The sequence below is a fragment of the Arthrobacter oryzae genome (assembly GCF_030718995.1).
GTDB classification, from domain to species: domain Bacteria; phylum Actinomycetota; class Actinomycetes; order Actinomycetales; family Micrococcaceae; genus Arthrobacter; species Arthrobacter oryzae_C.
The window spans coordinates 169,797-191,949 of sequence record NZ_CP132204.1 but is presented as its reverse complement, the minus strand read 5'-3'; the positions used below and the strand labels follow the sequence as shown (position 1 = coordinate 191,949).

Below are 22,153 nucleotides of genomic sequence, written 5' to 3'. Positions count from 1 at the left end.
CTGGCACGATGGATCCTGTGAGTTTCTTCCTGATATTCCTCGCCATCGCCCTGATCGGCACCATGCTCTTCTTCGGAGCTGATGGCGCGTCCGGCATTTTCCGGCGCCGGCGGTCCGGGGAATCTGCGCTCCTTGACGGGTTCGACGAGCCTGTGGCGTCCCTTCCTCCGGTGCTCCTTCCGGCCGAAGCCTCGCCGGCCGACGTCGACCGGGTCCGGTTCGCACTGGGGCTGCGGGGTTACCGCATGGACCAGGTCGACCAGGTACTGGACGAACTCCGTGACCAGCTAGCCGCCAAGGATCGCGAAATCGATCGGCTGCGGGCGGAACTGAATGCACCGGCCCAGCCGGGGGAGACTGTGCCTTGAGCCGGCCGGGCACTTCCGCCGGCCGCGTGGCGCCGGAGGGAACCCAGGGCCTGGACGGCCGGGTGCGGAAAGGGATCGCGTCCGTCGCCGCCCATGCCGGCAGGTGGCCGTGGTGGGTTCAGGTGGCATCGGTCTACGCCGCTGCGCGGATTGTCAGCGCCTGCATCTTCATGGCCGCCGCCCTGCACCAGGGGGTCAACCCGTGGTTTCCCGCCAAACCCGACTACTGGAACTTCATCAACATCTGGGATGCGCGCTGGTACGGCGAAGTGCTCCTGAACGGCTACCCGAGCCAGCTTCCCGTGGACGAAAGCGGGAACGTCCAGGAGAACGCCTGGGCCTTCTATGCGCTCTTTCCTATGCTGGGGCGGGCAGTATCGGCCATGACAGGCCTTGACCCGGCCCTGGCGCTCACGTTCATCGCCATGGCCTCAGGGCTGGGTGCCGCCCTGGTGGTGTACCGCCTCTTCCGGCACAAAGCCACGCACCGCACGGCGATGTGGGCAGTCGCCTTCTTCGCCACGTTCCCCGTGGCCGCCGTGCTTCAGGTGCCCTATGCGGAATCCCTGAACCTCCTGCTGCTGGCGTCGGCACTGCTGTTGGTAATGCAGCGGCGATATGTGTGGGCCATGCCGGTTGTTGTCCTGATGTGCCTTTCCAGGCCAACGGGTGTTCCGTTCGCCGCCATGGCCGGCGGGCTGCTCGCCCACCGGCTGTGGCAGCGCAGCCGTCCCGGCGCTGGCCTTCCCGACACCCGCTTTCCCGACGCTTCGGGTAGTCGGGAGCACGTGCCCCACAGCGGACGGGAACTGCTGGCCTTGGCGGCCCTTGCCGGAGTCAGCGGGCTGAGTGCCCTGATGTGGCCGGCCATCGCCTGGGCAGTGACGGGGGACCCGGGGGCCTACACCAAGACGGAAACCGTCTGGCGCGGCCACGACCTGGTGCCCTTCAAGCCATGGTTCGACACCGGGATCCAGCTTTTTGGGCCCGTGCTGGGTGTGCTGGCTCCGTTTGTGTTCGTTGCCGTCTTCGGACTGGTTATGACGTCCCCTCCAGTCGTGGCGCTGGGGGCCGAGCTGCGGCTCTGGTGCATCTGCTACATGGGTTATCTGCTCGTCTTCCTGCACCCCCAGACGAGCACGTTCCGGATGCTGTTGCCGCTGTTTCCGCTGGCCCTGGGTGCAGCGCTGGTGTCGCGATCGAAGGCTTACCGCGGCACCGTCGTCATCATGTTCCTGCTGCTCCAGATTGTCTGGATCGTGTGGCTGTGGGCCTGGGCCCAGCTGCCTGGCGGGGGAGACTATCCGCCGTAAGGGAGGCGGGGGACGCTATGACTGAGGCCACAATTTTCCAAGCGATGAAGAAAATCCATCAATTAGCTACAGCCGGGTAATTACAGGATAATAGGTGTTAAGCATGAACAAATCGCACTCGCATTGCGTTTGACACTGTTCAGCCATGGCGGTCGCAGCTAGGCCGCCATAGCGGCTTGATTGACGACGCGGCCACAGCCCGCCCGGGCTGGTAGGTCCTGGGACTATTGGAGGGGATTTTCCTCATGGCGGCTATGAAACCACGCACCGGCGACGGCCCTATGGAAGTAACCAAAGAGGGCCGCAGCTTGATTATGCGTGTGCCGCTCGAAGGCGGGGGGCGGCTTGTGGTCGAACTTAACGCGGCAGAGGCGGCAAACCTCAAGGAATGCCTCGTCGGCGTGACCGAATAGATTTGCTCGGGCGGGGCCCGCAGCCATGTGGCTGCGGGCCCTTCCTTATTTCTTGACCGCCACCAAGAGCCCGTCACCGGTGGGCAGCATGGCCGAGGCCAGGCGCTCGTCGTCGCGGATTGCCTTGCCCACCTGCCGAAGAACCACTGTGGTGGAATCCCGGGCCGCCGGGTTGGCCACCCGGTCCTTGTCCAGGGCGTCATTGATGATCAGCAGTCCGCCGCGCTTCAGCAGCCGGATGGCCTGCTCGACGTACCCCGGGATGCCCGGCTTGTCCGCGTCAACAAACACCAGGTCGTAGGCGCTGTCGGTCAGTCGCGGCAGGACATCGCCGGCGCGGCCGGAAATGGTGCGGGTGCGGTTGGCAGGGCTACCGGCCTCCTGGAAAGCCTCCCGTGCAGCCCTGAGGTGTTCAACGTCCACATCGATGGTGGTCAGGACCGCCTGGGGGCCGAGGCCGCGGAGCAGGCAGACGCCGGACACGCCCGCTCCGGTTCCGATCTCCACCGCTGTCTGCGCTTTCGAAGCTGCCGCCAGTACCGTCAGCACCGCTCCCACGCCGGGCCCCACCGGAGTCACGCCCAGCTCAAAGGAACGCTCCCGAGCATGCAGGAGTACTTCGTCCTCGGCAGGCAGATCTTCTGCATAGGACCAGCTCGTGGACTTATCGGCGCTCATGAGGGTTCGCTTTCTGGGCGGCAGGGGAGTGTTCCTAACAGCGTACTGTGTCCGGCGGGGCCGGGCCCGGAGGTGACGTTGCGGCAGGCTGTGGCTGCCCTGCGGATGTGACGCGAACCACTTCGGCGACGGGCGGCGGCGTTGCTTTCCGCCCAAGGCTGAAGGGCCGGGATAGTCAGGAAATTCCCAGCCAACTTTGAAATGATGATTATCCGCTCATCCATGAGGTGATCGGCGCCGAAGCACTGGTGTCAGCACCATCCAGGCGTTAGTACCATCCACGAGGGGAGTGGACGATGTCAGCATCAGTTGTGGCACCTGTCCCGGCAATTGAAGATTCAGTGGCCCGGCCGGACGCCGAGTGGGTTCGGCCGACCTGGGAGGAAGTGGTCACGAACCACTCCGCCAAGGTATATCGCCTTGCCTACCGTCTGACCGGTAACAAGTACGACGCCGAGGACCTCACCCAGGAGGTGTTCGTCCGCGTCTTCCGGTCTCTGGAGAACTTCAAGCCAGGCACCCTCGATGGCTGGCTGCACCGGATCACCACCAACCTCTTCCTGGACCAGGCGCGGCGAAAGAGCCGCATCCGCTTCGATGCCCTCGCCGAAGACGCCGAATCACGGCTGCCCGGCCGCGAACCCGGCCCTGAACAGAGCTTCGAATTCAACAACCTGGACCTTGACGTGCAGGCCGCCCTGGAGGAACTGCCGCCGGACTTCCGTGCCGCCGTCGTCCTCTGTGACCTTGAAGGCCTGTCCTACGACGAAGTGGCCGAGGCACTCGGCGTCAAGCTCGGAACGGTGCGGTCCCGCATCCACCGCGGGCGCACTATGCTCCGGGAAAAGCTGGCGCACCGCGACCCCCGCACCAGGCAGTCCCTCAAGCCGCGGCTTAAGATGCCGCGCATCGCCGGCATCCTCTGATCGGCTCCATGGGTCAGCTGAGAAAACTGCTGCGTGGCCTGGGAGGCAACTGTACGCGTGGACTCCTGCCGCGCAGCAAGCGCGGCCGCAGCCCGAAGCACACGGAATCCTGCCCCGAGTGCACCTCGCGCCAGTGGCGTGAGCGCCAGTACCTTGAGCGCATGCGCCGTGCGTCGATCCCGGCCGCCAGCGACGACTTCACGGCAAGGCTGCTGGCCCGGACCCAGCAGCTCGCCATGGAACCCGGCGGGACGCCGGCTGTAAACCCTGCACCCCGGAACACTTCTGCCGGGTCCCCGGCGCTGCGGGCTCTGGGCCTTGTGGCGGGCGGAGCCGTGGCAGCGGCGGGAATGGTGTCCGCAGCCGCCTACTTCGTTGCCGGCGACCCCACGCCCGTCGCAGGGGCCTCCTCGTCCCGGTCTATGCAGCAGCAGGAAGCGTCCTTTGGGCTGCAGGCGTCGGCTGGCGACGCGTCCCTGGGAGCCGCCGCCACGCTGACGGCCGCGGACCTCGATGGTCTTCGCGCACGGGGGTGGTCATGCCCTGAGCTTCGGGACATGGGGTTCCACGTGCTCTGGGCGCGCCGGGAAGCCATTGCGGGGCAGCCGGTCCTGGAGCTGAGGCTCACTGACGGTAAACACTTCGCCACCGTGCTGGAGCAACATTCGCAGCCTGTCGCTGCCAGTGCTGCGCCACTGGCCGTGCCGGCGTCATCGCCCACGAATATCCTGACCGGCCGCTCCGCTGCCGATGACGGGTTCGTGCAAGCCCCGGGCGGTCCCGGCACTCCCGCAGGCGGGGCCGGAGCGCTGTGGATCAACGCGTCCGCGCCGTGGCGGGCCATCTACACCGCCCCCGGCGTGACGTTCACGTACGTTTCGGACCTGCCCGCGGATTTTGCGGACGACGGCGTGGCGGAACTGGTTCGTGCGGGCTCCGGCACGCCGCTGGCCGGCGTCGAATCCCCCGCAACGGGCGGCAGTGCGGCAACCGGTCCGGAACCGCTGGCAGCGAGGCTGCAGCGCGGCCTGGGGCGCATCGTGGAGCTTTTTACGCCATGACCTATCAGTCCGGCAAGGCCGGTTCAGCGCGCTCGCTGGCGGAATCGTCACCAGCGCGCCGGAGAGGGTAATCTTCCTAGGGTGTTTGGAATCAATGGCCCGGAGTTTCTTCTTCTGCTGATCATCGGCGTCCTGGTGATCGGCCCCAGCCGGCTGCCCGAATACACCCAGAAACTGGCGAACCTGGTCAAGGAAGTCCGCCGGATGGCGTCCGGCGCCCGGGAGCAGATCAAGGACGAAGTCGGCATCGACATCGACGATGTCGACTGGAAGAAATACGATCCGCGCCAGTACGATCCGCGCCGGATCATCAAGGAAGCCCTGCTGGACGACGACATCAAGCCGGTCAGCGCCGGGGCGCCCGCTGCGGTCGCGGCTGTTGCCTCAGCCTCCGCCGCATCCTACGCGGAGGAACGTCCGCCACGCGTCATCGAACGGCTGGCCGAGGGCGAGCGGGCCCCCTTCGACTCCGAGGCCACCTAAGCCGGGATTTCGCCGGCACAATCACCGGGCCTAGTCATCGCGGCTGGAGGCCCAGCTTCATGCCCGTCAGGCCCCGCGGCCTGGCGGCGAGCTTGCCGGCAATCCCTGTGAGCGCCTTGGCCGCCGGGGTATCGGGGCGGCCGAGCACGATCGGTTCGCCGGTATCGCCGCCCTCGCGCAGCAGGATGTCCAGGGGTATCTGACCCAGAAGCGGCACGTCGGCCCCCACTGTTGCGGTGAGCCGTTCGGCGAGGACAGCACCGCCGCCGCTGCCGAAGAGTTCCATCCTGCCGCCGTCGGGCATTTCAAGGAACGACATGTTTTCCACGACCCCGGCCACCGACTGACCCGTCTGGGTGGCGATGGCCCCGGCCCGTTCCGCGACGTCGGCGGCAGCGGCCTGCGGGGTGGTCACCACCAGGATCTCGGCCCTCGGAAGCAGCTGCGCCACGGAGATGGCGATGTCCCCGGTGCCCGGGGGCAGGTCAAGGAACAGGGCGTCCAGGTCGCCGAAATAGACGTCGGTGAGGAACTGCTCGAGGGCCCGGTGGAGCATCGGCCCCCGCCATGCCACCGGCTGGTTGCCCTTGACGAACATGCCGATGGAAATGACCTTCACGCCGTACGCGACGGGCGGCAGGATCATGTCGTCCACGCGGGTGGGGGCCTGGCCGATGCCCATCAGGGCCGGTACCGAGAACCCGTATACGTCGGCGTCAATGATGCCGACGCGCAGGCCCTGGGCCGCCATGGCACAGGCGAGGTTCACTGTGACGGAGGACTTGCCCACTCCGCCTTTGCCGCTGGCCACGGCAAAGACCTTCGTGAGCGAACCGGGCTGGTTGAACGGGATCCCGCGCTGGCCGCCGGGCCCGCGGAGCTTCTCCTTGAGGGCGTCCCGCTGCTCCTGCGTCATGACCTTGAGTTCGACGTCGACGGAGGTCACTCCGGGGACCGCGGACAGCGCGGCCTCGGAATCAGCTGTGATGGTGCCACGCAGCGGGCACCCCGCGATGGTCAGCAGCACCACGAGCCGGACCCGGCCGTCGTCGGCAATATCCACCGATTCCACCATGCCGAGGTCGGTGATGGGCCGCCGCAGTTCGGGGTCGATAACAGTGGCCAGCGCAGCGTCCACTGCCTGGTCCAGGGGGGTGCTCATGCGGTCAGTGCTCAGCTTTCGGGGGTGTTGAGGTGCGCAGGGAAATCGCGGTGTTCGGGCTTGACCTTGGGGATCTGCTGGGTCCGGGGGTTGCGCTGCTTGTCGCGCCGTTCCTTCAACCGCTCTTTGACTTTGTCCTTGGGGGACTCGTGCGTGCCCTCGCCGGTCGAATCATGGGTGCGGAGTTCTTCCTGCGCCTCCAGCATGTCCTCCAGGAGGCTGCGAAGTTCGGCGCGGACGTAGTCACGGGTGGCCACTTCGCGAAGTGCGATGCGCAGCGACGCCAGTTCCCGGGTGAGGTACTCGGTGTCGGAGAGATTCCGTTCTGCGCGCTGGCGGTCCTGCTGCAGCGATACGCGGTCACGGTCATCCTGCCGGTTCTGGGCGAGCAGCAGCAGCGGCGCAGCGTAGGAGGCCTGCAGGGACAGCATCAGCGTCAGCAAGGTGAAGCCGAGGGCGCGTGAATCGAACTGCCAGTCCAGCGGCGCCCACGTGTTCCAGGCGAGCCAGACCACGACGAACACCGTCATGTAGACCAGGAACTGCGGCGTGCCCATGAATCGGGCGAAGCCTTCCGTGGCGTGGCCGAAAGCGTCCGGGTTGGGGGAGAACTTGGGCAAGATCCGCTGGCGGCCGCTCAGGGGTGTGTCCAGGCCGGCCGTGATCTTGGCTCCCGGACGGCTTCCGGAGTTCCTCGGTGAGCTGAGATCAGCCAATGCGGCCTCCAAGTTTCCTTATCGGGGCGTCATCATCGTGGGCGCGCCAGTCATCCGGCAGCAGATGGTCCAGCACATCGTCAACAGTCACCGCCCCCACAAGCCGACCGTCGCTGTTGACGACGGGGAGCGAGTTCAGGTTGTAGGTGGCCAGCGTGCGGGCCACTTCACTGATGTGCGCCTGGTCAGACACGGGTTCGAGGTTCTTGTCCACGAGGTTTCCGAGCGGCTCCGGCGGAGGGTAGCGAAGGAGCTGCTGGATGTGGACCACGCCAAGGAATCGTCCGGTGGGCGTTTCCAGCGGCGGACGGGCGATGAAGATCGACGACGCCAGCGCCGGCGAGAGCTCTTCGCGCCGGACGTGGGCCAGGGCCTCAGCCACCGTGGCCTCCGGAGGGAGGATGACGGGAACAGGCGTCATCAGGCCGCCGGCAGTGTCTTCGTCATATTCCAGGAGGCGGCGGACGTCCTCGGCACCTTCGGGTTCCATCAGCTGGAGGAGCTCCTCCGCCTGGGCCGAGGGAAGTTCGGCGAGGAGGTCGGCGGCGTCGTCCGGATCCATCTCCTCAAGGACGTCGGCCGCGCGGTTGACGTCGAGGGCGGAGAGGATTTCCACCTGGTCGCCCTCGGGCATCTCCTGCAGGACGTCCGCGAGCCGTTCATCCTGCAGCTCGCTGGCCACCTCGAAGCGGCGCTTGTCGCTCATTTCCTGAAGCGCTTCGGCGAAGTCGGCCGGCTTCAGGTCCTCGTGCGTTGCCACGAACTGGGTGGCGGCCTGGGGCTCCGTGCGGGCGCCCTGCTGGGCGTCGGCCCAGTCGATGATCATGGTTTCGTTGCGGCGGAGCCGGCTCAGCGGCGAGAGGGAGTGGCCGCGGCGCACGAAGAGCTTGCTGACGAACCAGTCGCCGGAACGGTGCCGGTCCATCGCGATGTCCTCGATGGTGGCGTCGCCGCTGCCGTCCGCCAGGGTCACCCGGCGGTCGAACATTTCGGCCACCACCAGGGTTTCGGCGCCGCGCTGTTCGAAGCGGCGCAGGTTCACCAGCCCGGTGCAGATGATCTGGGTCTGGTCGATCGAAGTAATCCGTGTCATCGGGACAAAAACCCGCTTCTTGCCGGGCACTTCCACCACGATGCCCACCACGTGGGGTGCGCCCCTGGTGCCGCGGGAGAGCACGACAACATCGCGCAGTCTGCCCAGCCGATCGCCCAGGGGGTCGAAGACGTCCAGTCCGAGAAGGCGCGCAACAAACACCCGCGAAAGATTTGTGCTCACCTGTACAGGCTACCGAGTCTGCTCTCTTTTAGCTGAATTTCAGCGTGCACCCAGCCGGATGGGCAAGAATGGATGTATGTCAAACATTTTTGGTGCTCCCAAGGCCGGTGTCCCGAACGGGCCGGATGAATTGCGCACGGTTCCGGCCGGGGACACCGTCGGCTCCTACAGCTCCTACCTGGACGCCCAGAAGGCGGTGGACTACCTCGCCGACCAGCAGTTCCCAGTCCAGTTGGTGTCCATCGTGGGCAACGACCTGAAGATGGTGGAACGGGTCACCGGGAGGCTGAGCTACCCCCGCGTCGCCTTGTCCGGCGCACTGAGCGGAATGTGGTTCGGCCTGTTTGTCGGCGTCATGCTGTCCTTCTTCTCGCCGACCGGAGGCTACTTCTCGATTGTGACCTCGGTACTCATGGGTGCGGCATTCTTCATGCTGTTCGGCATCGTCACGTATGCAATGCAGCGCGGGAAGCGCGACTTCACCTCAACGAGCCAGGTGGTGGCCACCAACTACGACGTCGTGGTGGCCTTTGAAGCATCCCATGAGGCCCGGCGCATGCTCCAGCAGCTGCCCATGACCACGTCTGACGCGACAGCGGGCGCCGCAACGTACGGCCAGGGCGGCTATCAGCACCAGCCCTACCAGCAGTCCGGGCAACAGCACGCTCCGCAACAGGGAACCGGACCCCAGCGGCCCGCCGGCTGGAACGACCCCTACGGCCAAAGGACGCCCGAGGCAGGGAACCAGCCCGCCACCGGCGCGCATGCTGCCGCCGGCCCGGAGGCTCACGGACCCCAGGCGCCTTCCGAGGAGCAGGCCCAGCACCGTGCCGCGCCGACTCCCGCCGTGCGCTACCCGGACCTCCCCGACGGCCGGCCCCAGTACGGCGTCCGCGTGACCGACCAGCCCAAACAGGAGAACGGTCCTGAGCACGAGCCCGCCGAGGGCGACACCCAGCGCTAGCCCGGAAACAGCAAAGGCCTCCGTCCGGATCATCCGGACGGAGGCCTTTGCTTTGCTCACTTACGGCTGCGTGTTGTCGATTTCCTGGTAGATGCCGGCCATCCAAGACTCGACGTCGTCCGCCTTCCGGGGGAGGGCGGCGCTGAGGTTGACCGGGCCGTCGGCAGTCATGAGGATGTCGTCCTCGATCCTGACGCCGATGCCGCGGTACTCCGCCGGAATCGCGAGGTCCTCGTTCTTGAAGTAGAGGCCGGGTTCGATCGTAAACACCATGCCCGGGGTGAGGACGCCGTCCAAGTAGAGCTCGCGCTTGGCCTGGGCGCAGTCGTGCACGTCGAGGCCCAGGTGGTGGCTGGTGCCATGCGGCATCCAGCGGCGGTGCTGCTGGCCCTCCGGGCTGATGGCTTCCTCGACGGAGACGGGCAGCAGGCCCCACTCGGCCAGCCGCTCGGCCAGGACGGTGGTGGCGGCCGTGTGGATATCGCGGAACTTGGTACCCGGTTGCGCTGCGGCCAAGCCGGCGTCCGCGGCGTCCAAAACGGCGTCGTAGACCTTCCGCTGGACCTCCGTGAACGTGCCGTTGGCGGGCAGGGTGCGGGTGACGTCCGCGGTGTACAGGGAATCAGCCTCAACGCCGGCGTCCAGCAGCAGCAGTTCACCGGCGTTCACCTTGCCCGTGTTCCGGGTCCAGTGCAGCACGGTGGCGTTGTTGCCGGAGGCCGCGATGGTGTCATAGCCCAGTTCATTGCCCTCTTCCCGGGCACGGGCGAAGAAGGCACCTTCGACCACGCGCTCTCCGCGCTGGTGCGTCAGGGCGCGGGGGAGTGCCTTGACCACCTCGGTGAACCCTTCCACCGTGGCAGCCACGGCGATCTTCATCTGCTCGACTTCCCACGGGTCCTTCAGCAGGCGGAGCTCGGAGAGTGCTTCCGTGAGCTTCTCATCGAGGGCATCCAGCACGCCCAGGTCCAGGTTGTCGGGGTCCTTGGCCGTGTTGTAGCGGGCGGTGTCCACCAGGGCGTCGATGTTTTCATCCACCTTGCGCACCAGCCGGATGGAGATGCCGCCAATTTCGGGGGCCCCGACGTTCTTCGTGATGGCGAGTTCAAGCTGGTCGATGTGGGCCGTGGCCAGGCCCAGCCGCCGGTCGAATTCGGCGAGCGTGGGGCGGGCACCGATCCAGAATTCGCCGGAGCGGGAGTCGGCGTAGAACTGTTCGGTGTCCCGGCCGGCGAGGGGCCGGAAGTACAGCGTGGCGCGGTGGTTCCCGCCGTCGTCGCCCTTTCCTTCTTCGACAGGTTCCAGGATGAGCACGGCGTCGGGCTCGTGGTCCAGGCCCAGCCCGGTCAGGTGCGCGAAGCCGGAGTGCGGGCGGAACCGGTAGTCGCAGTCATTGGAGCGGACCTTCAACGGCCCGGCGGGGACCACCAGCCGTTCGCCCTTGAACAGGCCGGAAATGGCACGACGGCGGGCGGCAGCGTGGTCCGCCACGGCGTCCCGATCGGGGAGCTCTTGTGCCGAGGGCGCCCAGTTGCTGGCCATAAAGGCCTTGAAGGCGTCGGAACTGGGCCGCTGCGAGCGGTTGTTGACGCGCTCTTCGAGGGGCTGGGTTGCTGTAGTTTCACCGTTGTAGGTGTTGTCTGCATCGTTCACCGTCCCATAGTCTCACCAGCGGCGTGGCCCCGGCCACCGAACACCGCACCGGCCATCTACTAGGCTGGGCAGGTGAGGATTGATCTGCATGCCCACTCGAATGTTTCCGACGGCACGGAGGCGCCTGCCGCGGTGATGGCAGCCGCCGCAGCCGCAGGCCTGGATGTGGTCGCCCTGACCGACCACGATTCCACCGACGGCTGGGCCGAAGCATCCCGGGCCGCCCGGAGCAACGGGATCGCCCTCGTGCCCGGCATGGAAATTTCCTGCCGGACCGATCAGGGCATCAGCGTGCATCTGCTCAGCTATCTCCATGATCCGACGCATTCCGGCCTGCTGGAGGAAATCACCAGGTCCAAGGATGCCCGCCTCACCCGGGCCGAACGCATGGTCACACTCCTGGCCGAGGACTATCCGCTGAGCTGGGACGACGTCATCCACCATGTGGCGCCGGGGGCAACGCTGGGCCGGCCGCACATCGCCGACGCCCTGGTGGCGGCCGGGGTGGTCGCGGACCGGACGGAGGCGTTCGCGTCGATCCTGACGTCACATTCCCGGTATTACGTGCAGCACTATGCCCCGGATCCGGCCGTTGCGGTGGCCCTGGTCCGCGCGGCGGGCGGCGTTCCGGTGTTCGCCCACCCGGTGGCGTCCGCCCGCGGCCGCGTGGTGGGCCGGCGCACTTACCTGGAGATGATCAACGCCGGCCTGGCCGGGCTGGAGGTCAATCACCGGGACAATCCGGAGGAGGGCCGGGAATTCCTCCGCGGGCTCGCCGAAGATCACGGACTGCTGGTCACCGGTTCTTCCGACTACCACGGCACGGGCAAACCGAACCTGCTGGGCGAGAACCTCACCGCCCCAGAGGTCCTGGCCGCGATTGAAGAGCAGGCCACGGGCGCCGCCGTCGTCCGTCCCTGAAGTGCAGGCCCGACTAACTGGCAGTAACGCTCCCAAAACCGAGAATGACGACGTTAAATGCGAGTCAGTTGGGCGGGAACGAGGTCAGCGTCGCGTGGGCACCCAGCCTCGTGGCCATGACGTCGATGGCCGGCTGGTTCTGGTCCACGCAGACGAATTTCCGGCCCAGTTTGGCGGCCACGGCCCCCAGGGTGCCGGAGCCGGCGAAGAAGTCCAGGCACCAGTCGCCCGGGCGGCTTGAGGCCGCAACGACACGGCGGATCAGGCCCTCCGGCTTCTGCGTGGGGTAGCCGGTTTTCTCCTTGCCGGTGGGCGAGACGATGGTGTGCCACCAGACGTCGGTGGGCAGCTTGCCGAGCTCCCTCTTTTCGGGTGTCACCAGTCCCGGCGCCATGTAGGGTTCGCGGTCCACTTCAGCGCTGTCAAAGTGATACGTGGCCGGGTTCTTGACGTACACCAGGATGTTGTCGTGCTTGGTGGGCCAGCGGAACTTGGCGCGGGCGCCGTAGTCGTACGCCCAAATGATTTCGTTCAGGAAGCACTCGCGGCCGAAGATGGCGTCCAGCATCACCTTGGCGTAGTGGACTTCCCGGTAGTCCAGATGCAGGTACAGGGTGCCGTCATCAGCCAGCAGCCGCCACGCCTCCACGAGCCTGGGTTCCAGGAAGGACCAGTAGTCGCTGAAGGCGTCGTCGTATTTGTGCAGGGCGCCTTTGATCGTGTCGTAGGAGCGGCCCTTGAAGCCCACGCGGTCGCCGCCGCCTTCCGAGTTGCGGACCATGGTGGTCTGCTGTCGGCTCTGGGCGCGGCCCGTGTTGAACGGCGGGTCCACGTAGATGAGTGTGAAGGCGCCGTCCGGCAGCGTGGGAAGGTACTCGGCGTTATCCGCGTGTACCACCAGGTTGCTGCCGTCCGGCGCCCAGACGGTGTCAGTCATCGACGTTGTTAGGCCTCGGCGTTGCCGTGGTGTGCGCCGTCCTGCGCTGCGTTCCCGCCGCCCACCACTTCGCCGTTGCGGCGGCGGGTGCGCGTGCGGCGTCGTGCGCGCGTGGCGCGGTCCACCTCGGCCGGCGCCGACGCGGCCGGAGCCGCCACGGGGGCGGCCTCTGCTGCCGGGGCTGCCGCGGCGCCGCTGTCCGACGTACGACGGCGGCGGTCACCTGCGCGTCCGCCGGCATCGCTGCCGCTACGGCGGGTGTCGCGTCCGCTGTCCCTTGCGGTGCCGCGGGCACTGTCGCGTCCGGTGCCGCGGGCACTGTCCCGGCCGCCGTCCCTTGCGCTGCCGCGCCCGGTCTTCTTCCCGGTCTCGCCCAGGTCCTCCAGGACCTCGGCGTCGACGCCGGCCAGAACGCGCTTGTCGCGGGGCAGGCGGCCCTTGGTGCCTTCCGGGATGTCCAGCTCTTCATACAGGTGCGGCGATGAGGAGTAGGTTTCCACGGGCTCCGGGTAGCTCAGGCCCAGCGCCTTGTTGATCAGGCCCCAGCGCGGCATGTCGTCCCAGTCGACGAACGTCACGGCGGTGCCCTTGTTGCCGGCGCGGCCGGTGCGGCCAACGCGGTGCAGGTAGATTTTTTCGTCCTCGACGCACTGGTAGTTGATCACGTGGGTCACGTCGTCAACATCGATGCCGCGGGCGGCGACGTCGGTGGCCACCAGGACGTCAACCTTGTTGTTGCGGAAGGCGCGCAGCGCCTGCTCGCGGGCGCCCTGGCCGAGGTCGCCGTGGATGGCGGCGGCGGCGAAGCCACGGTCCACCAGTTCCTCAGCGACCTTGGCGGCGGTGCGCTTGGTCTTGGTGAAGATGATGGTGCGGCCGCGGCCGCGGGCCTGCAGGATGCGGGCGACTACCTCGACCTTGTCCATGCTGTGGGCGCGGTAGATCAGCTGGCGGATGTCGCGCTTGGTCAGACCCTCGTCGTCCGGATCAGCAGCGCGGATGTGGGTGGGCTGGGTCATGTAGCGGCGGGCCATGGCGATGACCGGACCGGGCATGGTCGCCGAGAACAGCAGGGTCTGGCGGACCGCCGGGGTGCCGGCGATGAGCGTCTCAACGTCGGGCAGGAAGCCGAGGTCCAGCATTTCGTCGGCTTCGTCGAGGATGACGATCTTGACGTTCTTCAGGCTCAGGTGCTTCTGCTTGTACAGGTCGATCAGGCGGCCGGGCGTACCGACAACAACTTCGACGCCCTTCTGCAGGGCTTCCATCTGGGGCTCATAGGCGCGGCCGCCGTAGATGGTGGCGATGCGGGCGTTGCGCTTCTTTGCCGCGTTTTCAAGGTCCTTGGCAACCTGGACTGCAAGTTCGCGGGTGGGCACGATCACGAGGGCCTGCGGGGCGCCGGGGACGGCCAGCTTGTCGAAGCCGGGGTCGTCCCGGCCCACAACGCGCTGCAGCGCCGGGATGCCGAAGCCGAGGGTCTTGCCGGTGCCCGTCTTCGCCTGGCCGATGATGTCGTGGCCGGCGAGGGCCACTGGCAGCGTCATGGCCTGGATGGGGAAGGGGTGGGTGATTCCGGCGTCGGCCAGGGACTCGACGATGTCGGCGCGGACGTTGTAGTCGGCGAAGGATTTCTCCTCGATCTCGTGCGGTTTTTCGTCCGAGATGATGGTCTCTTCCGGCTCGATCGATTCCGTGCCGGTGTCGTCGGTCAAAAGTTGGTGCGTATGCAATTCACTCACAGGGGAGTTTCCTTATTCATTTGGGCATTGGCGCTGCTTGCTCAACGGGGCCGGCCGCAAGGCCGTTCCGGAGCACGCTCTGGCGCGCAAGCAAATCCAGTGGAAGCCGATCGCGGGCTATCTAAATGCTGGCACTGGGGACCAGCGGGTGTATCTCAAGATCGCGTAGGGGCGGGCTTGTTGAATTCAAAAATCATGGAAATCAACGACCGGGCATCCATTACTACCCCCTCAGTCTAGCTGTTGACCGCAACAACCTCCGACTGACGCCCCGGACGCAGCCCGAAACCATCCCGCAGTCACCCCACGAGCTGCAGCTGGATCTCCCGTGTGCGGATGTCCGAGGAGACCAGCCTGACCCGGACCGTCGTGCCGGATTCGAGCTCCCCGGGGCACCTGGCTGTCACTGCCGGGTCTGCGATCTGGATAATGCCGGACGGCCCGTTCCCGTTCCCGTTGCCGCCGTTCCCGTTCGACTTGCCCGGCTTCGACCCGGAGATGACCACGGCGTCGAACTCCTGGCCGATGTGGTTGACGAGGAGGGCCGCCTCCACCGTGTCGAGGGCCAGCCGCTCCATCCTGGCGGCCAGCTGATCTGAGGCCGCCATGATTTCCGGCAGCGAAGGAAGTGCCTCGCGGGCCCAGTCGGGAACCGCGGTGCCGTTGCTGAGCGCCTCGCAGATCACCAGGACAAAGCGGTCAATCAGGCGCCGCAGCGGCGCCGTGGTGTGCGCATACGCAGCCCCGATGGCCGATTGGATGGCGGCCTCCGGTACCGTGCCGTCAAAGGGGGTGTAACCGGCGCCGCGGAACAGCATGCCGGCGGAGTGCAGGATGGCCAGCTGCCGGGGATCGGTGGGATCAAGGGAACGCAGGTACTCCCCGTAGCTCGCCTCGCCGTCCCACGGCTTGCCGAGGGCGTTGGTCTGCCGCCGGAAGTGCAGGAGGGACCGTTCGTCCGGGGCAGGCATGGTACGCAGGATGCCCACTTTGCCGTCGAGCATCAGGTCCGCGGCAGCCATGCCGGTCATGAGGGAGATCTGGGCGTTCCAGTCCTCCACCGGGAGGGAGGGTGCCGCGACAATGCGGTAACCGCCGTCGGGCGTCTGTTCGATTTCCTGTTCCGGCATGTTCAGGCTTGCGCCGCCGCGCAGCCGCTCCAGTTCGACGCGCTTGAGCCCCACCTCCTTGAGGAGCTGCAGCACAGGAACAGCAGTGCCGGAATCGAGCTCGGCCTGGACGCCCTTGTAGTTGAGCTTTGCCCGGCTCCTGATTTTGGCGCGGCGCACCAGCACTGAATCGACCCGGGCTGCCGTGTCCAGGTCAAACTCCCACACGAAGGCCGAGCACAGCTGGCCGGCCAGCAGGCTGCCGGCCTGCTCGCTGATGACTTCCGGGTGGAGCGGAATCCGCCCGTCCGGAGCGTAGATCGTCTGCCCCCGGCGACGTGTCTCGGCGTCGAGCGCCCCTCCCGGTGAAACGAAGGAAGGAACATCGGCGATGGCGTAGAAGACCTTGTACCCGTCCCCTGACTTCTCGATGAAGAGGGCCTGGTCCAGGTCCGTGGAGGACGCGGGATCTATGGTCACAAACTCCACTGCAGTCAGGTCAAGGTCCGGCATCTTGTGCTCTGCAATGGCCGCCAGCGCATCCTCGAGGACGTCTTCAGGGAACGGCCCGGGTAGCTCCAGCTCCGTACGGAGCGCGTTCAGGGCCTCGGCCAGCCGGTTGGTCTGTTCGTGGACACTGGGAGTCAGGCGATGATGTGACACGAAAGTCAGATTAGCTCGATTTGCGCCATTAGTCTTGGACGATGAGCTTATCCCCGGCTGACACCGCTCACTACAACCGCTTCGTCGCAGACCTGTTCGGAATGATGGCCTACGGCGAGCTGTCGGCCTTCGAACGGTTCGCCGCAGACGCGCGGTATTCGCCCACCCTCCATGACCGGGCCGTGCTCGGCAGGATTGCCGTGGTGGAGTTCCAGCACTACGAGCTGGTGAGCTCCCGCCTCGCGGACATGGGGATCGACGCGGAGGACGCCATGTTGCCGTTCCAGGCAGCCGTGGACTTCTTCCACTCGCGGACGCGCCCGGGCGACTGGTTCGAATCACTGATGAAGGCGTATGTCATCGATACGGTTTCCGCTGACTTCTACCGGGCCATCTCCCGCTACGTCGACGCCGGCACACGGGAACTCATCGAACAGGTCCAGGCCTCCGATGAGACGACCCAGGTGCTCCGCGAACTGCTCAGGGGCGCCCTGGCCGATGATCCCAGGCTCGCCTCCAGGCTTGCGCTATGGGCCAGGCGGCTGCTCGGCGAAGCACTGACGCAGGCGCAGCGGGTCAGCCATGAGCATGCGTTCCTGGGACGCCTGATTGGCGGCGGGGACACTGCCGCGGCGAACGAGCTGGTCAGCGGGCTGATCGCCGGGCTGGCAGGGAACCATTCACGGCGGATGACGGAGCTCGGCCTGGCCGGATAGTCAGGAGCCGGCATCGAGGGCCGCCAGGAGCGACCGTGCTGCTGCGGCAGGATCATCGGCCTCGGTGATGGCGCGGACCACCACGATCCGCTGCGCGCCTGCAGCCACCACCTGCTCAACGTTGCCCAGGTCAATGCCGCCGATGGCGAACCACGGCAGCTGCGCCGTGCCGGCGTCGCCAGCGGCCGCCGCGCCGGCAGCGGATGTTTGGGACGCGGTTATGCCGTCAGCGGCCGCCGCGGCATAGCGGACCAGGTCGAGGCCGACGGCGGCCCTCCCCGGCTTGGTGGGAGTGGCCCACACCGGCCCGACACAGAAGTAGTCCAGGCCACCGGGGCCGCGTGATGCGGCGATGGCGGCATCGATCTGTTCCGGACTGTGCGTTGAGAGGCCGATGACGGCTTCATTGCCGAGGAACTTGCGGGCCGATGCCAGGGGGAGGTCTTTCTGACCGACATGAAGCACGGGTGCGCCGGAGAGCGAGGCAATGTCCGCGCGGTCGTTGACCGACCAGAGGCGGCCGTGGCGGCGGGCCGCGGCTTCCAGCACGTCGAGCAGCTCGAGCTCTTCGGCCGCTTCCAGGTTCTTGTCCCGGAGCTGGATGATGTCAACGCCTCCGGCATAGGCGGCGTCAACGAAGTCTCCGAAATCGCCACGGTCGGTGCGGGCGTCGGTGCAGAGGTACAGGCGGGCATCGGTGAGGAGGGCTTGCTCGGTCATGGCACCAGCCTAGTTCCCCTAAACTGGTGGAGTACCGCGGGAGCCCGCTGCAGCTGTCACAAAGCTGCAGGGCTGAGAGGGCGTCAGAGCCGACCGCTTGACCTGATCCGGTTAGTACCGGCGTAGGGAAGGATGACAATGACCCCGCAACCTCCAGCAGGCTGCACCGCCGCGCGCCCGGACATCAGCGCCGACGTCGCCGTGATCGGAGGCGGAATCATCGGCCACGGCATCGCCTGGGAAGCCCGGGAGTCGGGCAGGTCCGTGGTGATCATCGACGACGCCCCCGGAACGGGCGCGAGCTGGGCCGCCGCCGGCATGCTGGCCCCGGTCAGCGAACTGCACTACCAGGAGGAAGAGCTCCTGGAGCTCATGCTCCACTCCTCAGGGCTCTGGCCGGCCTTCGCCGCCGGACTGCAAGGCGGTGTCCGGGACGGCGCCGGCCCGGACACCGGTTACCTCACGACGTCGACCCTCGCCGTGGGTGCCGACGCCGCCGACCGGCGGGCGCTCGCCGACCTGCGCGGCGTCCAGCGGTCCAGCGGCCTCACAGTGGAACCACTGACAGTCAGGGAAGCGCGTGCCCGCGAGCCCTTGCTGAGCCCGGGCATCTCCTGCGCCTTCGACATCCCGGCCGACCACCAGGTGGATCCCCGCAAGCTCCTGGCCCTGCTTGCGGAGTCCCTGGCGGGCTGCGCCGTGCGTGAGCGGGCCGCCGGCCTGCTCTGGGAGGACGGGCGGGTCACCGGTGTCGGCCTGGCCGGGGGAGGCACCGTGCATGCCGGGGAGACCATCATCGCCAACGGGCTGGAAGCAGCGTCACTCGGCGGACTGCCGGCCGGCCTCCGGCTGCCGCTCCGCCCGGTGTACGGCGACATCCTGCGGCTGCGTGTCCCCGCCTACCTGCAGCCGATGCTGACATCCACCGTCCGCGGCATGGTCCACGGAGTCCCCGTCTACATCGTGCCCCGGCAGGATGGCACGGTGGTGATCGGGGCCACCCAGCGCGAAGACGCCCTCGCAGGAGCCGGCAACGACCATGCCGGGCCGGCCGCGCCGGAAGGGCTGCCCGGCTCAGCCGTGTCAGCGGGCGGCGTCTACCAGTTGCTCCGTGACGCGCAGGTGCTGGTACCCGCCGTCGCTGAACTGGAACTCCTGGAAGCCACAGCCCGGGCCCGGCCGGGAACACCCGACAACGCGCCGCTGCTGGGGCGCGTCGCGGACGCCGGAACCGGCGGTGATGTACAGGGGCTCATCATTGCCACCGGATTCTTCCGCCATGGCGTCCTGCTCACTCCTGCGGCAGCCTCCATCTGCAGACAGCTCCTGGACGGCACGGCCGATCCGCGGTGGGCGCCGTTCCGGCCCGACCGGTTTTCCGGGCCTCCGGCCACCCCCGCGAAACTTCCCACCCCTGCCCCGATCAAGGAAACAGCATGAACATCACACTGAACGGCACGGTCCACGCGGTGGACGACGGCGCGTCCGTCACCACCCTCATCAGCCAGGTCACCGGCAGGAACCTCGCCCCCAACGGGCAGGCGGCCGACGGCCGGAAGCTGGGCGTGGCGGTGGCACGCAATTCCGAGGTGGTGCCCCGCAGCCAGTGGTTCGTGACGGCGCTCGCCGAGGGCGACGACGTCGAACTTGTTACCGCGGTACAGGGAGGTTGAGCATCATGGCAGGAACTACGGTTGCCGGAGTGGCAGGGACCGCGCAGCAGGGGGCCGCAGACCCGTTCATCGTGGACGGCGTCCCGCTGGGATCGCGGCTGATCATGGGCACCGGCGGTGCTCCCAGCCTGGACGGGCTGGGCGCGGCGCTGCTCGCCTCGGGGACGGAGCTCACCACCGTGGCCATGCGCCGCTACTCGCCGGCCGAAACAGGCTCGCTGTTCCAGCTCCTGGTGGACCACAACATCCGGGTCCTCCCCAACACCGCCGGCTGCTTCACGGCAAGGGACGCCGTCATGACGGCGGAACTGGCCCGGGAGGCGCTGGAGACGGACTGGGTGAAGCTCGAAGTGATAGCCGATGAACACACCCTCCTCCCGGACGCCGTGGAGCTGGTGGACGCCACGGAGCAGCTGGTGAACCGCGGATTCAAGGTGTTCGCCTATACGAATGACGACCCCGTGCTGGCGTTGCGGCTGGAGAACCTTGGCGCCACCGCGGTGATGCCCCTCGGGGCACCCATCGGCACGGGACTGGGCATCCTGAACCCGCACAACATCGAACTCATCGTTTCCCGGGCATCCGTTCCCGTGGTGCTGGACGCAGGCATCGGCACGGCGTCGGACGCTGCCCTGGCCATGGAGCTGGGCTGCGATGCGGTGTTGCTCGCAACGGCAGTGACCCGGGCGCAAAACCCGGCGATGATGGGAGAGGCCTTCAAACACGCCGTCATCGCCGGTAGGCTGGCGAAATCGGCCGGCCGGATTCCACGCCGCGAGCACGCCCTTGCGTCGTCTGCCATGGAGGGCCGGGCGGAGTTCCTGTAACAGGAAATTCCGGCAGTTGCGATCCAAGGAGCCAGCGGTGACCGACAAGGAAGACGTTCTTACCCGACCCCAGGTTGACGCCGCACTGGCGGACCTTCCCGACTGGAGATACCGGCTGGGCGGCCTGGTGACTGTCTTCAAGACCCCGACGGCGGCTGCAGCGCTCCAGCTGATCGCCGCCGTCGGGCAGGTGGCTGAAGAACAGAACCATCACCCGGACCTGGACTGGCGCTACAACCGGGTGTTCATCCGTTTCACGTCGCACGACGCCGGTACCGAAGTGACGCAGCGAGACGTCGCCGCCGCGGCGGCCGCCAGCCGGGCAGCCGCTGCTGTATCGGCCATTGCGGAACCTGGCCGCTACCGGTCAGCAGAGACCGCGGGCGGCACCGCCAACCCGGACTAGCGGCCAACCCGGACTAGCGGGTCCGGAACCGGCGCGTCAGAGCCGCAGTGCGGCCGTCAGCTGCTTCGTGTCCTGGAGGGCGCGCTTGCGGCCGAGGTACACCGAGGCGGCGAGTGCCGCCCCGGTGCCCAGGACCATGGGAAGCACCCACGGGATCCACGTCAGGCCGGGCTGGTACCCAAGCCCTGCGGCCATGAAGATGACCCAGCTCAGCATCCCCACAGTCAGGGAAACGCCCGCCGGCATGGCGATGCCATACTTCGCGTGCCGCCGGTCGTTGGCCCAGACAACAAAGCCTGCGGCCACGGTGACCAGGGCCACGATTACCAGGGAAAGCATTCGGCGAACTCCTTGCTGCAGAGCGGGGTGCGGGTCAGGGCGGGTGGACCGGGCTGGAGTGGCCTAAAGCTGGCCGAAACCGACGCGGCGGGCTTCCTCTGCCCCAATTTCAACGTAGCCCAGCACGTTGGCGGGAATGATGACCACGCGGCCCTTGTCGTCAGCCAGGCGAAGTTCAGCGCCCTTGGCAATGGATTCCTCGACGAGCTTTGCCACAGCGTCAGCATCCTGAGCCGATTCCAGCACAATTTCGCGGCCGATGTTCTGAATGCCGATCTTTACTTCCACAGCGAGGCCTCCCAGCCAATCAAAGTTCTAAAGGTGTTCTCTATTTGTAGTCTAGGTTTCCTTGGGGAAGCGCGAGATTCCGCGCCAAGCTAAACGATAGATCAGGTCACTGGCCACATCGAGGTCCAGGTTCCCGTCGGTTTCGAGCCAGTAACGCGCGCTGACCTGGGCCATTCCGGCCAGTCCGCGCCCCAGCAGCTGGGCCTCCAGCATGGGGAGCTTGGTGTCCTCGGCAATGACCCGGGCAATGGCATCGGCAAAAGCCTTGTTGAAGGTTTCCAGCCTGGAACTGACGTCGCTGTCGTTGATCAGGTCCGATTCAAACACCAGGCGGTGCGCCTGGTCGTCGCTGGCGATAAAGCGGTAATAGGCACGCATGACGGCCTGGACCCGCTCGTCGTTGTCGTCAGTGGAGTTCAACGCCCCCATCATGAGATCGGTCAGCGCGCTGAGATGGCTGTCCAGCAGGGCGAGGTAGAGCTCGCGTTTGGAAGGGAAGTGCTGGTACAGCACCGGTTTGCTGACGTGGGCCGTTTCGGCGATCTCGTCCATGGCGGCGCCATGGTAGCCGTTGGCGACAAAGACTTCCTGGGCGGCGGCCAGCAGCTGGGCGCGCCGTTCGTCACGCGGGAGCCGCGCCGAACGCGCACCGCCGGCCCGCGCCTGTCCCGCGGCTGCCTTCCCGGCCGGCGTCCGATCAACCGGTGCCTGATGAACCACTGTTGGCCTTCTTTCCATTGCAGTTACCTACACTTTACGCGCGGGTAATATGACCTGGCGGCATCTTCGGGCATACATT

The 22,153-nt window shown here is 66.9% G+C and carries 25 protein-coding genes and 1 riboswitch; of the genes, 13 read left to right on the top strand and 12 right to left on the bottom strand.

Annotation, left to right across the window (positions count from 1 at the left end; genetic code table 11):
* The first annotated feature begins 8 nt into the window (after window positions 1-8).
* From Q8Z05_RS00865 to Q8Z05_RS00855, 3 genes are all read left to right on the top strand, one after another.
* Window positions 9-368 carry a DivIVA domain-containing protein gene (locus tag Q8Z05_RS00865; RefSeq protein ID WP_305941660.1) on the top strand — a complete coding sequence of 120 codons (360 nt, stop codon included), beginning with the start codon at window positions 9-11 and terminating at the stop codon, window positions 366-368.
* A gap of 50 nt (window positions 369-418) precedes the next feature.
* Window positions 419-1,681, top strand: a complete 1,263-nt coding sequence (locus Q8Z05_RS00860) for a hypothetical protein (protein ID WP_305943445.1) — start codon at window positions 419-421, stop codon at window positions 1,679-1,681.
* Between the two features lie 245 nt (window positions 1,682-1,926).
* Entirely contained in the window at window positions 1,927-2,094 is a 168-nt protein-coding gene (locus Q8Z05_RS00855; RefSeq protein WP_009357720.1) for a DUF3117 domain-containing protein, read from the top strand.
* A 45-nt stretch (window positions 2,095-2,139) separates the two neighbouring features.
* On the opposite strand, the gene Q8Z05_RS00850 is transcribed toward Q8Z05_RS00855, so the two are convergent.
* Window positions 2,140-2,772 (bottom strand): O-methyltransferase, encoded by a 633-nt coding sequence (locus Q8Z05_RS00850; protein WP_305941659.1) that lies wholly within the window; start codon window positions 2,770-2,772, stop codon window positions 2,140-2,142.
* Between the two features lie 296 nt (window positions 2,773-3,068).
* Between Q8Z05_RS00850 and sigE the strand changes: the two genes are divergently transcribed.
* The 3 genes from sigE (at window position 3,069) to Q8Z05_RS00835 (ending at window position 5,242) form a co-directional block, all read left to right on the top strand.
* Window positions 3,069-3,698, top strand: coding sequence for an RNA polymerase sigma factor SigE (gene sigE / locus Q8Z05_RS00845; protein ID WP_305941658.1), 630 nt, complete (start codon window positions 3,069-3,071; stop codon window positions 3,696-3,698).
* Window positions 3,699-3,706: 8 nt separating this feature from the next.
* Window positions 3,707-4,759, top strand: a complete 1,053-nt coding sequence (locus Q8Z05_RS00840) for an anti-sigma factor (RefSeq protein WP_305941657.1) — start codon at window positions 3,707-3,709, stop codon at window positions 4,757-4,759.
* An 81-nt stretch (window positions 4,760-4,840) separates the two neighbouring features.
* Window positions 4,841-5,242, top strand: coding sequence for a Sec-independent protein translocase TatB (locus Q8Z05_RS00835; RefSeq protein WP_305941656.1), 402 nt, complete (start codon window positions 4,841-4,843; stop codon window positions 5,240-5,242).
* 34 nt (window positions 5,243-5,276) lie between these two features.
* Here Q8Z05_RS00835 and Q8Z05_RS00830 read toward each other — a convergent pair whose 3' ends face one another.
* From Q8Z05_RS00830 to Q8Z05_RS00820, 3 genes are read right to left on the bottom strand one after another with little or no spacing between them, the layout of a single operon-like run.
* Window positions 5,277-6,404 carry an Mrp/NBP35 family ATP-binding protein gene (locus Q8Z05_RS00830; protein ID WP_305941655.1) on the bottom strand — a complete coding sequence of 376 codons (1,128 nt, stop codon included), beginning with the start codon at window positions 6,402-6,404 and terminating at the stop codon, window positions 5,277-5,279.
* 11 nt (window positions 6,405-6,415) lie between these two features.
* The gene (locus Q8Z05_RS00825) at window positions 6,416-7,132 is read right to left on the bottom strand and encodes a DUF1003 domain-containing protein (protein ID WP_305941654.1); all 717 of its coding nucleotides are present in this window, start codon (window positions 7,130-7,132) and stop codon (window positions 6,416-6,418) included.
* Window positions 7,113-8,396 (bottom strand): magnesium transporter MgtE N-terminal domain-containing protein, encoded by a 1,284-nt coding sequence (locus Q8Z05_RS00820; protein WP_305941653.1) that lies wholly within the window; start codon window positions 8,394-8,396, stop codon window positions 7,113-7,115. Before Q8Z05_RS00820 ends, Q8Z05_RS00825 begins: the two co-directional genes overlap by 20 nt.
* A gap of 76 nt (window positions 8,397-8,472) precedes the next feature.
* On the opposite strand from Q8Z05_RS00820, the gene Q8Z05_RS00815 reads away from it, so the two are divergent.
* Window positions 8,473-9,360, top strand: coding sequence for a general stress protein (locus tag Q8Z05_RS00815; protein ID WP_305941652.1), 888 nt, complete (start codon window positions 8,473-8,475; stop codon window positions 9,358-9,360).
* Window positions 9,361-9,420: 60 nt separating this feature from the next.
* Here Q8Z05_RS00815 and Q8Z05_RS00810 read toward each other — a convergent pair whose 3' ends face one another.
* On the bottom strand, window positions 9,421-11,013 hold the full coding sequence (locus Q8Z05_RS00810) for an aminopeptidase P family protein (protein ID WP_305941651.1): 1,593 nt from the start codon (window positions 11,011-11,013) through the stop codon (window positions 9,421-9,423).
* A gap of 72 nt (window positions 11,014-11,085) precedes the next feature.
* Here Q8Z05_RS00810 and Q8Z05_RS00805 point away from each other — a divergent pair, with 72 nt between their 5' ends.
* Window positions 11,086-11,934 (top strand): PHP domain-containing protein, encoded by an 849-nt coding sequence (locus tag Q8Z05_RS00805; RefSeq protein ID WP_305941650.1) that lies wholly within the window; start codon window positions 11,086-11,088, stop codon window positions 11,932-11,934.
* A gap of 64 nt (window positions 11,935-11,998) precedes the next feature.
* Here Q8Z05_RS00805 and Q8Z05_RS00800 read toward each other — a convergent pair whose 3' ends face one another.
* The 3 genes from Q8Z05_RS00800 to Q8Z05_RS00790 form a co-directional block, all read right to left on the bottom strand.
* A complete protein-coding gene (locus tag Q8Z05_RS00800; protein ID WP_305941649.1) occupies window positions 11,999-12,871 on the bottom strand; it encodes a DNA-methyltransferase in 873 nt (290 codons plus the stop codon).
* Between the two features lie 8 nt (window positions 12,872-12,879).
* The gene (locus tag Q8Z05_RS00795; RefSeq protein WP_305941648.1) at window positions 12,880-14,613 is read right to left on the bottom strand and encodes a DEAD/DEAH box helicase; all 1,734 of its coding nucleotides are present in this window, start codon (window positions 14,611-14,613) and stop codon (window positions 12,880-12,882) included.
* 299 nt (window positions 14,614-14,912) lie between these two features.
* Entirely contained in the window at window positions 14,913-16,385 is a 1,473-nt protein-coding gene (locus Q8Z05_RS00790; protein WP_305941647.1) for an RNB domain-containing ribonuclease, read from the bottom strand.
* Window positions 16,386-16,426: 41 nt separating this feature from the next.
* On the opposite strand from Q8Z05_RS00790, the gene Q8Z05_RS00785 reads away from it, so the two are divergent.
* Entirely contained in the window at window positions 16,427-17,101 is a 675-nt protein-coding gene (locus Q8Z05_RS00785) for a ferritin-like fold-containing protein (RefSeq protein ID WP_305941646.1), read from the top strand.
* Here Q8Z05_RS00785 and thiE read toward each other — a convergent pair whose 3' ends face one another.
* Entirely contained in the window at window positions 17,102-17,821 is a 720-nt protein-coding gene (gene thiE, locus Q8Z05_RS00780) for a thiamine phosphate synthase (RefSeq protein WP_305941645.1), read from the bottom strand.
* A gap of 26 nt (window positions 17,822-17,847) precedes the next feature.
* Window positions 17,848-17,967: riboswitch (TPP riboswitch) on the top strand.
* On the opposite strand from thiE, the gene thiO reads away from it, so the two are divergent.
* From thiO to Q8Z05_RS00760, 4 genes are all read left to right on the top strand, one after another.
* Complete coding sequence (gene thiO / locus Q8Z05_RS00775; protein ID WP_371745905.1) at window positions 17,954-19,261, top strand: glycine oxidase ThiO; 1,308 nt, start codon at window positions 17,954-17,956, stop codon at window positions 19,259-19,261. Its footprint overlaps the riboswitch before it by 14 nt.
* Entirely contained in the window at window positions 19,258-19,494 is a 237-nt protein-coding gene (gene thiS, locus Q8Z05_RS00770; protein WP_055796656.1) for a sulfur carrier protein ThiS, read from the top strand. The genes thiO and thiS overlap by 4 nt, the downstream gene beginning before the upstream one ends.
* A gap of 5 nt (window positions 19,495-19,499) precedes the next feature.
* Complete coding sequence (locus tag Q8Z05_RS00765) at window positions 19,500-20,321, top strand: thiazole synthase (RefSeq protein WP_371745904.1); 822 nt, start codon at window positions 19,500-19,502, stop codon at window positions 20,319-20,321.
* Window positions 20,322-20,358: 37 nt separating this feature from the next.
* Window positions 20,359-20,727, top strand: coding sequence for a 4a-hydroxytetrahydrobiopterin dehydratase (locus tag Q8Z05_RS00760; protein WP_305941643.1), 369 nt, complete (start codon window positions 20,359-20,361; stop codon window positions 20,725-20,727).
* A 36-nt stretch (window positions 20,728-20,763) separates the two neighbouring features.
* Here Q8Z05_RS00760 and Q8Z05_RS00755 read toward each other — a convergent pair whose 3' ends face one another.
* The 3 genes from Q8Z05_RS00755 to Q8Z05_RS00745 form a co-directional block, all read right to left on the bottom strand.
* The gene (locus Q8Z05_RS00755; RefSeq protein ID WP_305941642.1) at window positions 20,764-21,066 is read right to left on the bottom strand and encodes a hypothetical protein; all 303 of its coding nucleotides are present in this window, start codon (window positions 21,064-21,066) and stop codon (window positions 20,764-20,766) included.
* 63 nt (window positions 21,067-21,129) lie between these two features.
* Window positions 21,130-21,354 carry a DUF3107 domain-containing protein gene (locus Q8Z05_RS00750; RefSeq protein WP_305941641.1) on the bottom strand — a complete coding sequence of 75 codons (225 nt, stop codon included), beginning with the start codon at window positions 21,352-21,354 and terminating at the stop codon, window positions 21,130-21,132.
* A gap of 51 nt (window positions 21,355-21,405) precedes the next feature.
* The gene (locus Q8Z05_RS00745) at window positions 21,406-22,092 is read right to left on the bottom strand and encodes a TetR/AcrR family transcriptional regulator (protein WP_371745903.1); all 687 of its coding nucleotides are present in this window, start codon (window positions 22,090-22,092) and stop codon (window positions 21,406-21,408) included.
* Between the last annotated feature and the right edge of the window lie 61 nt (window positions 22,093-22,153).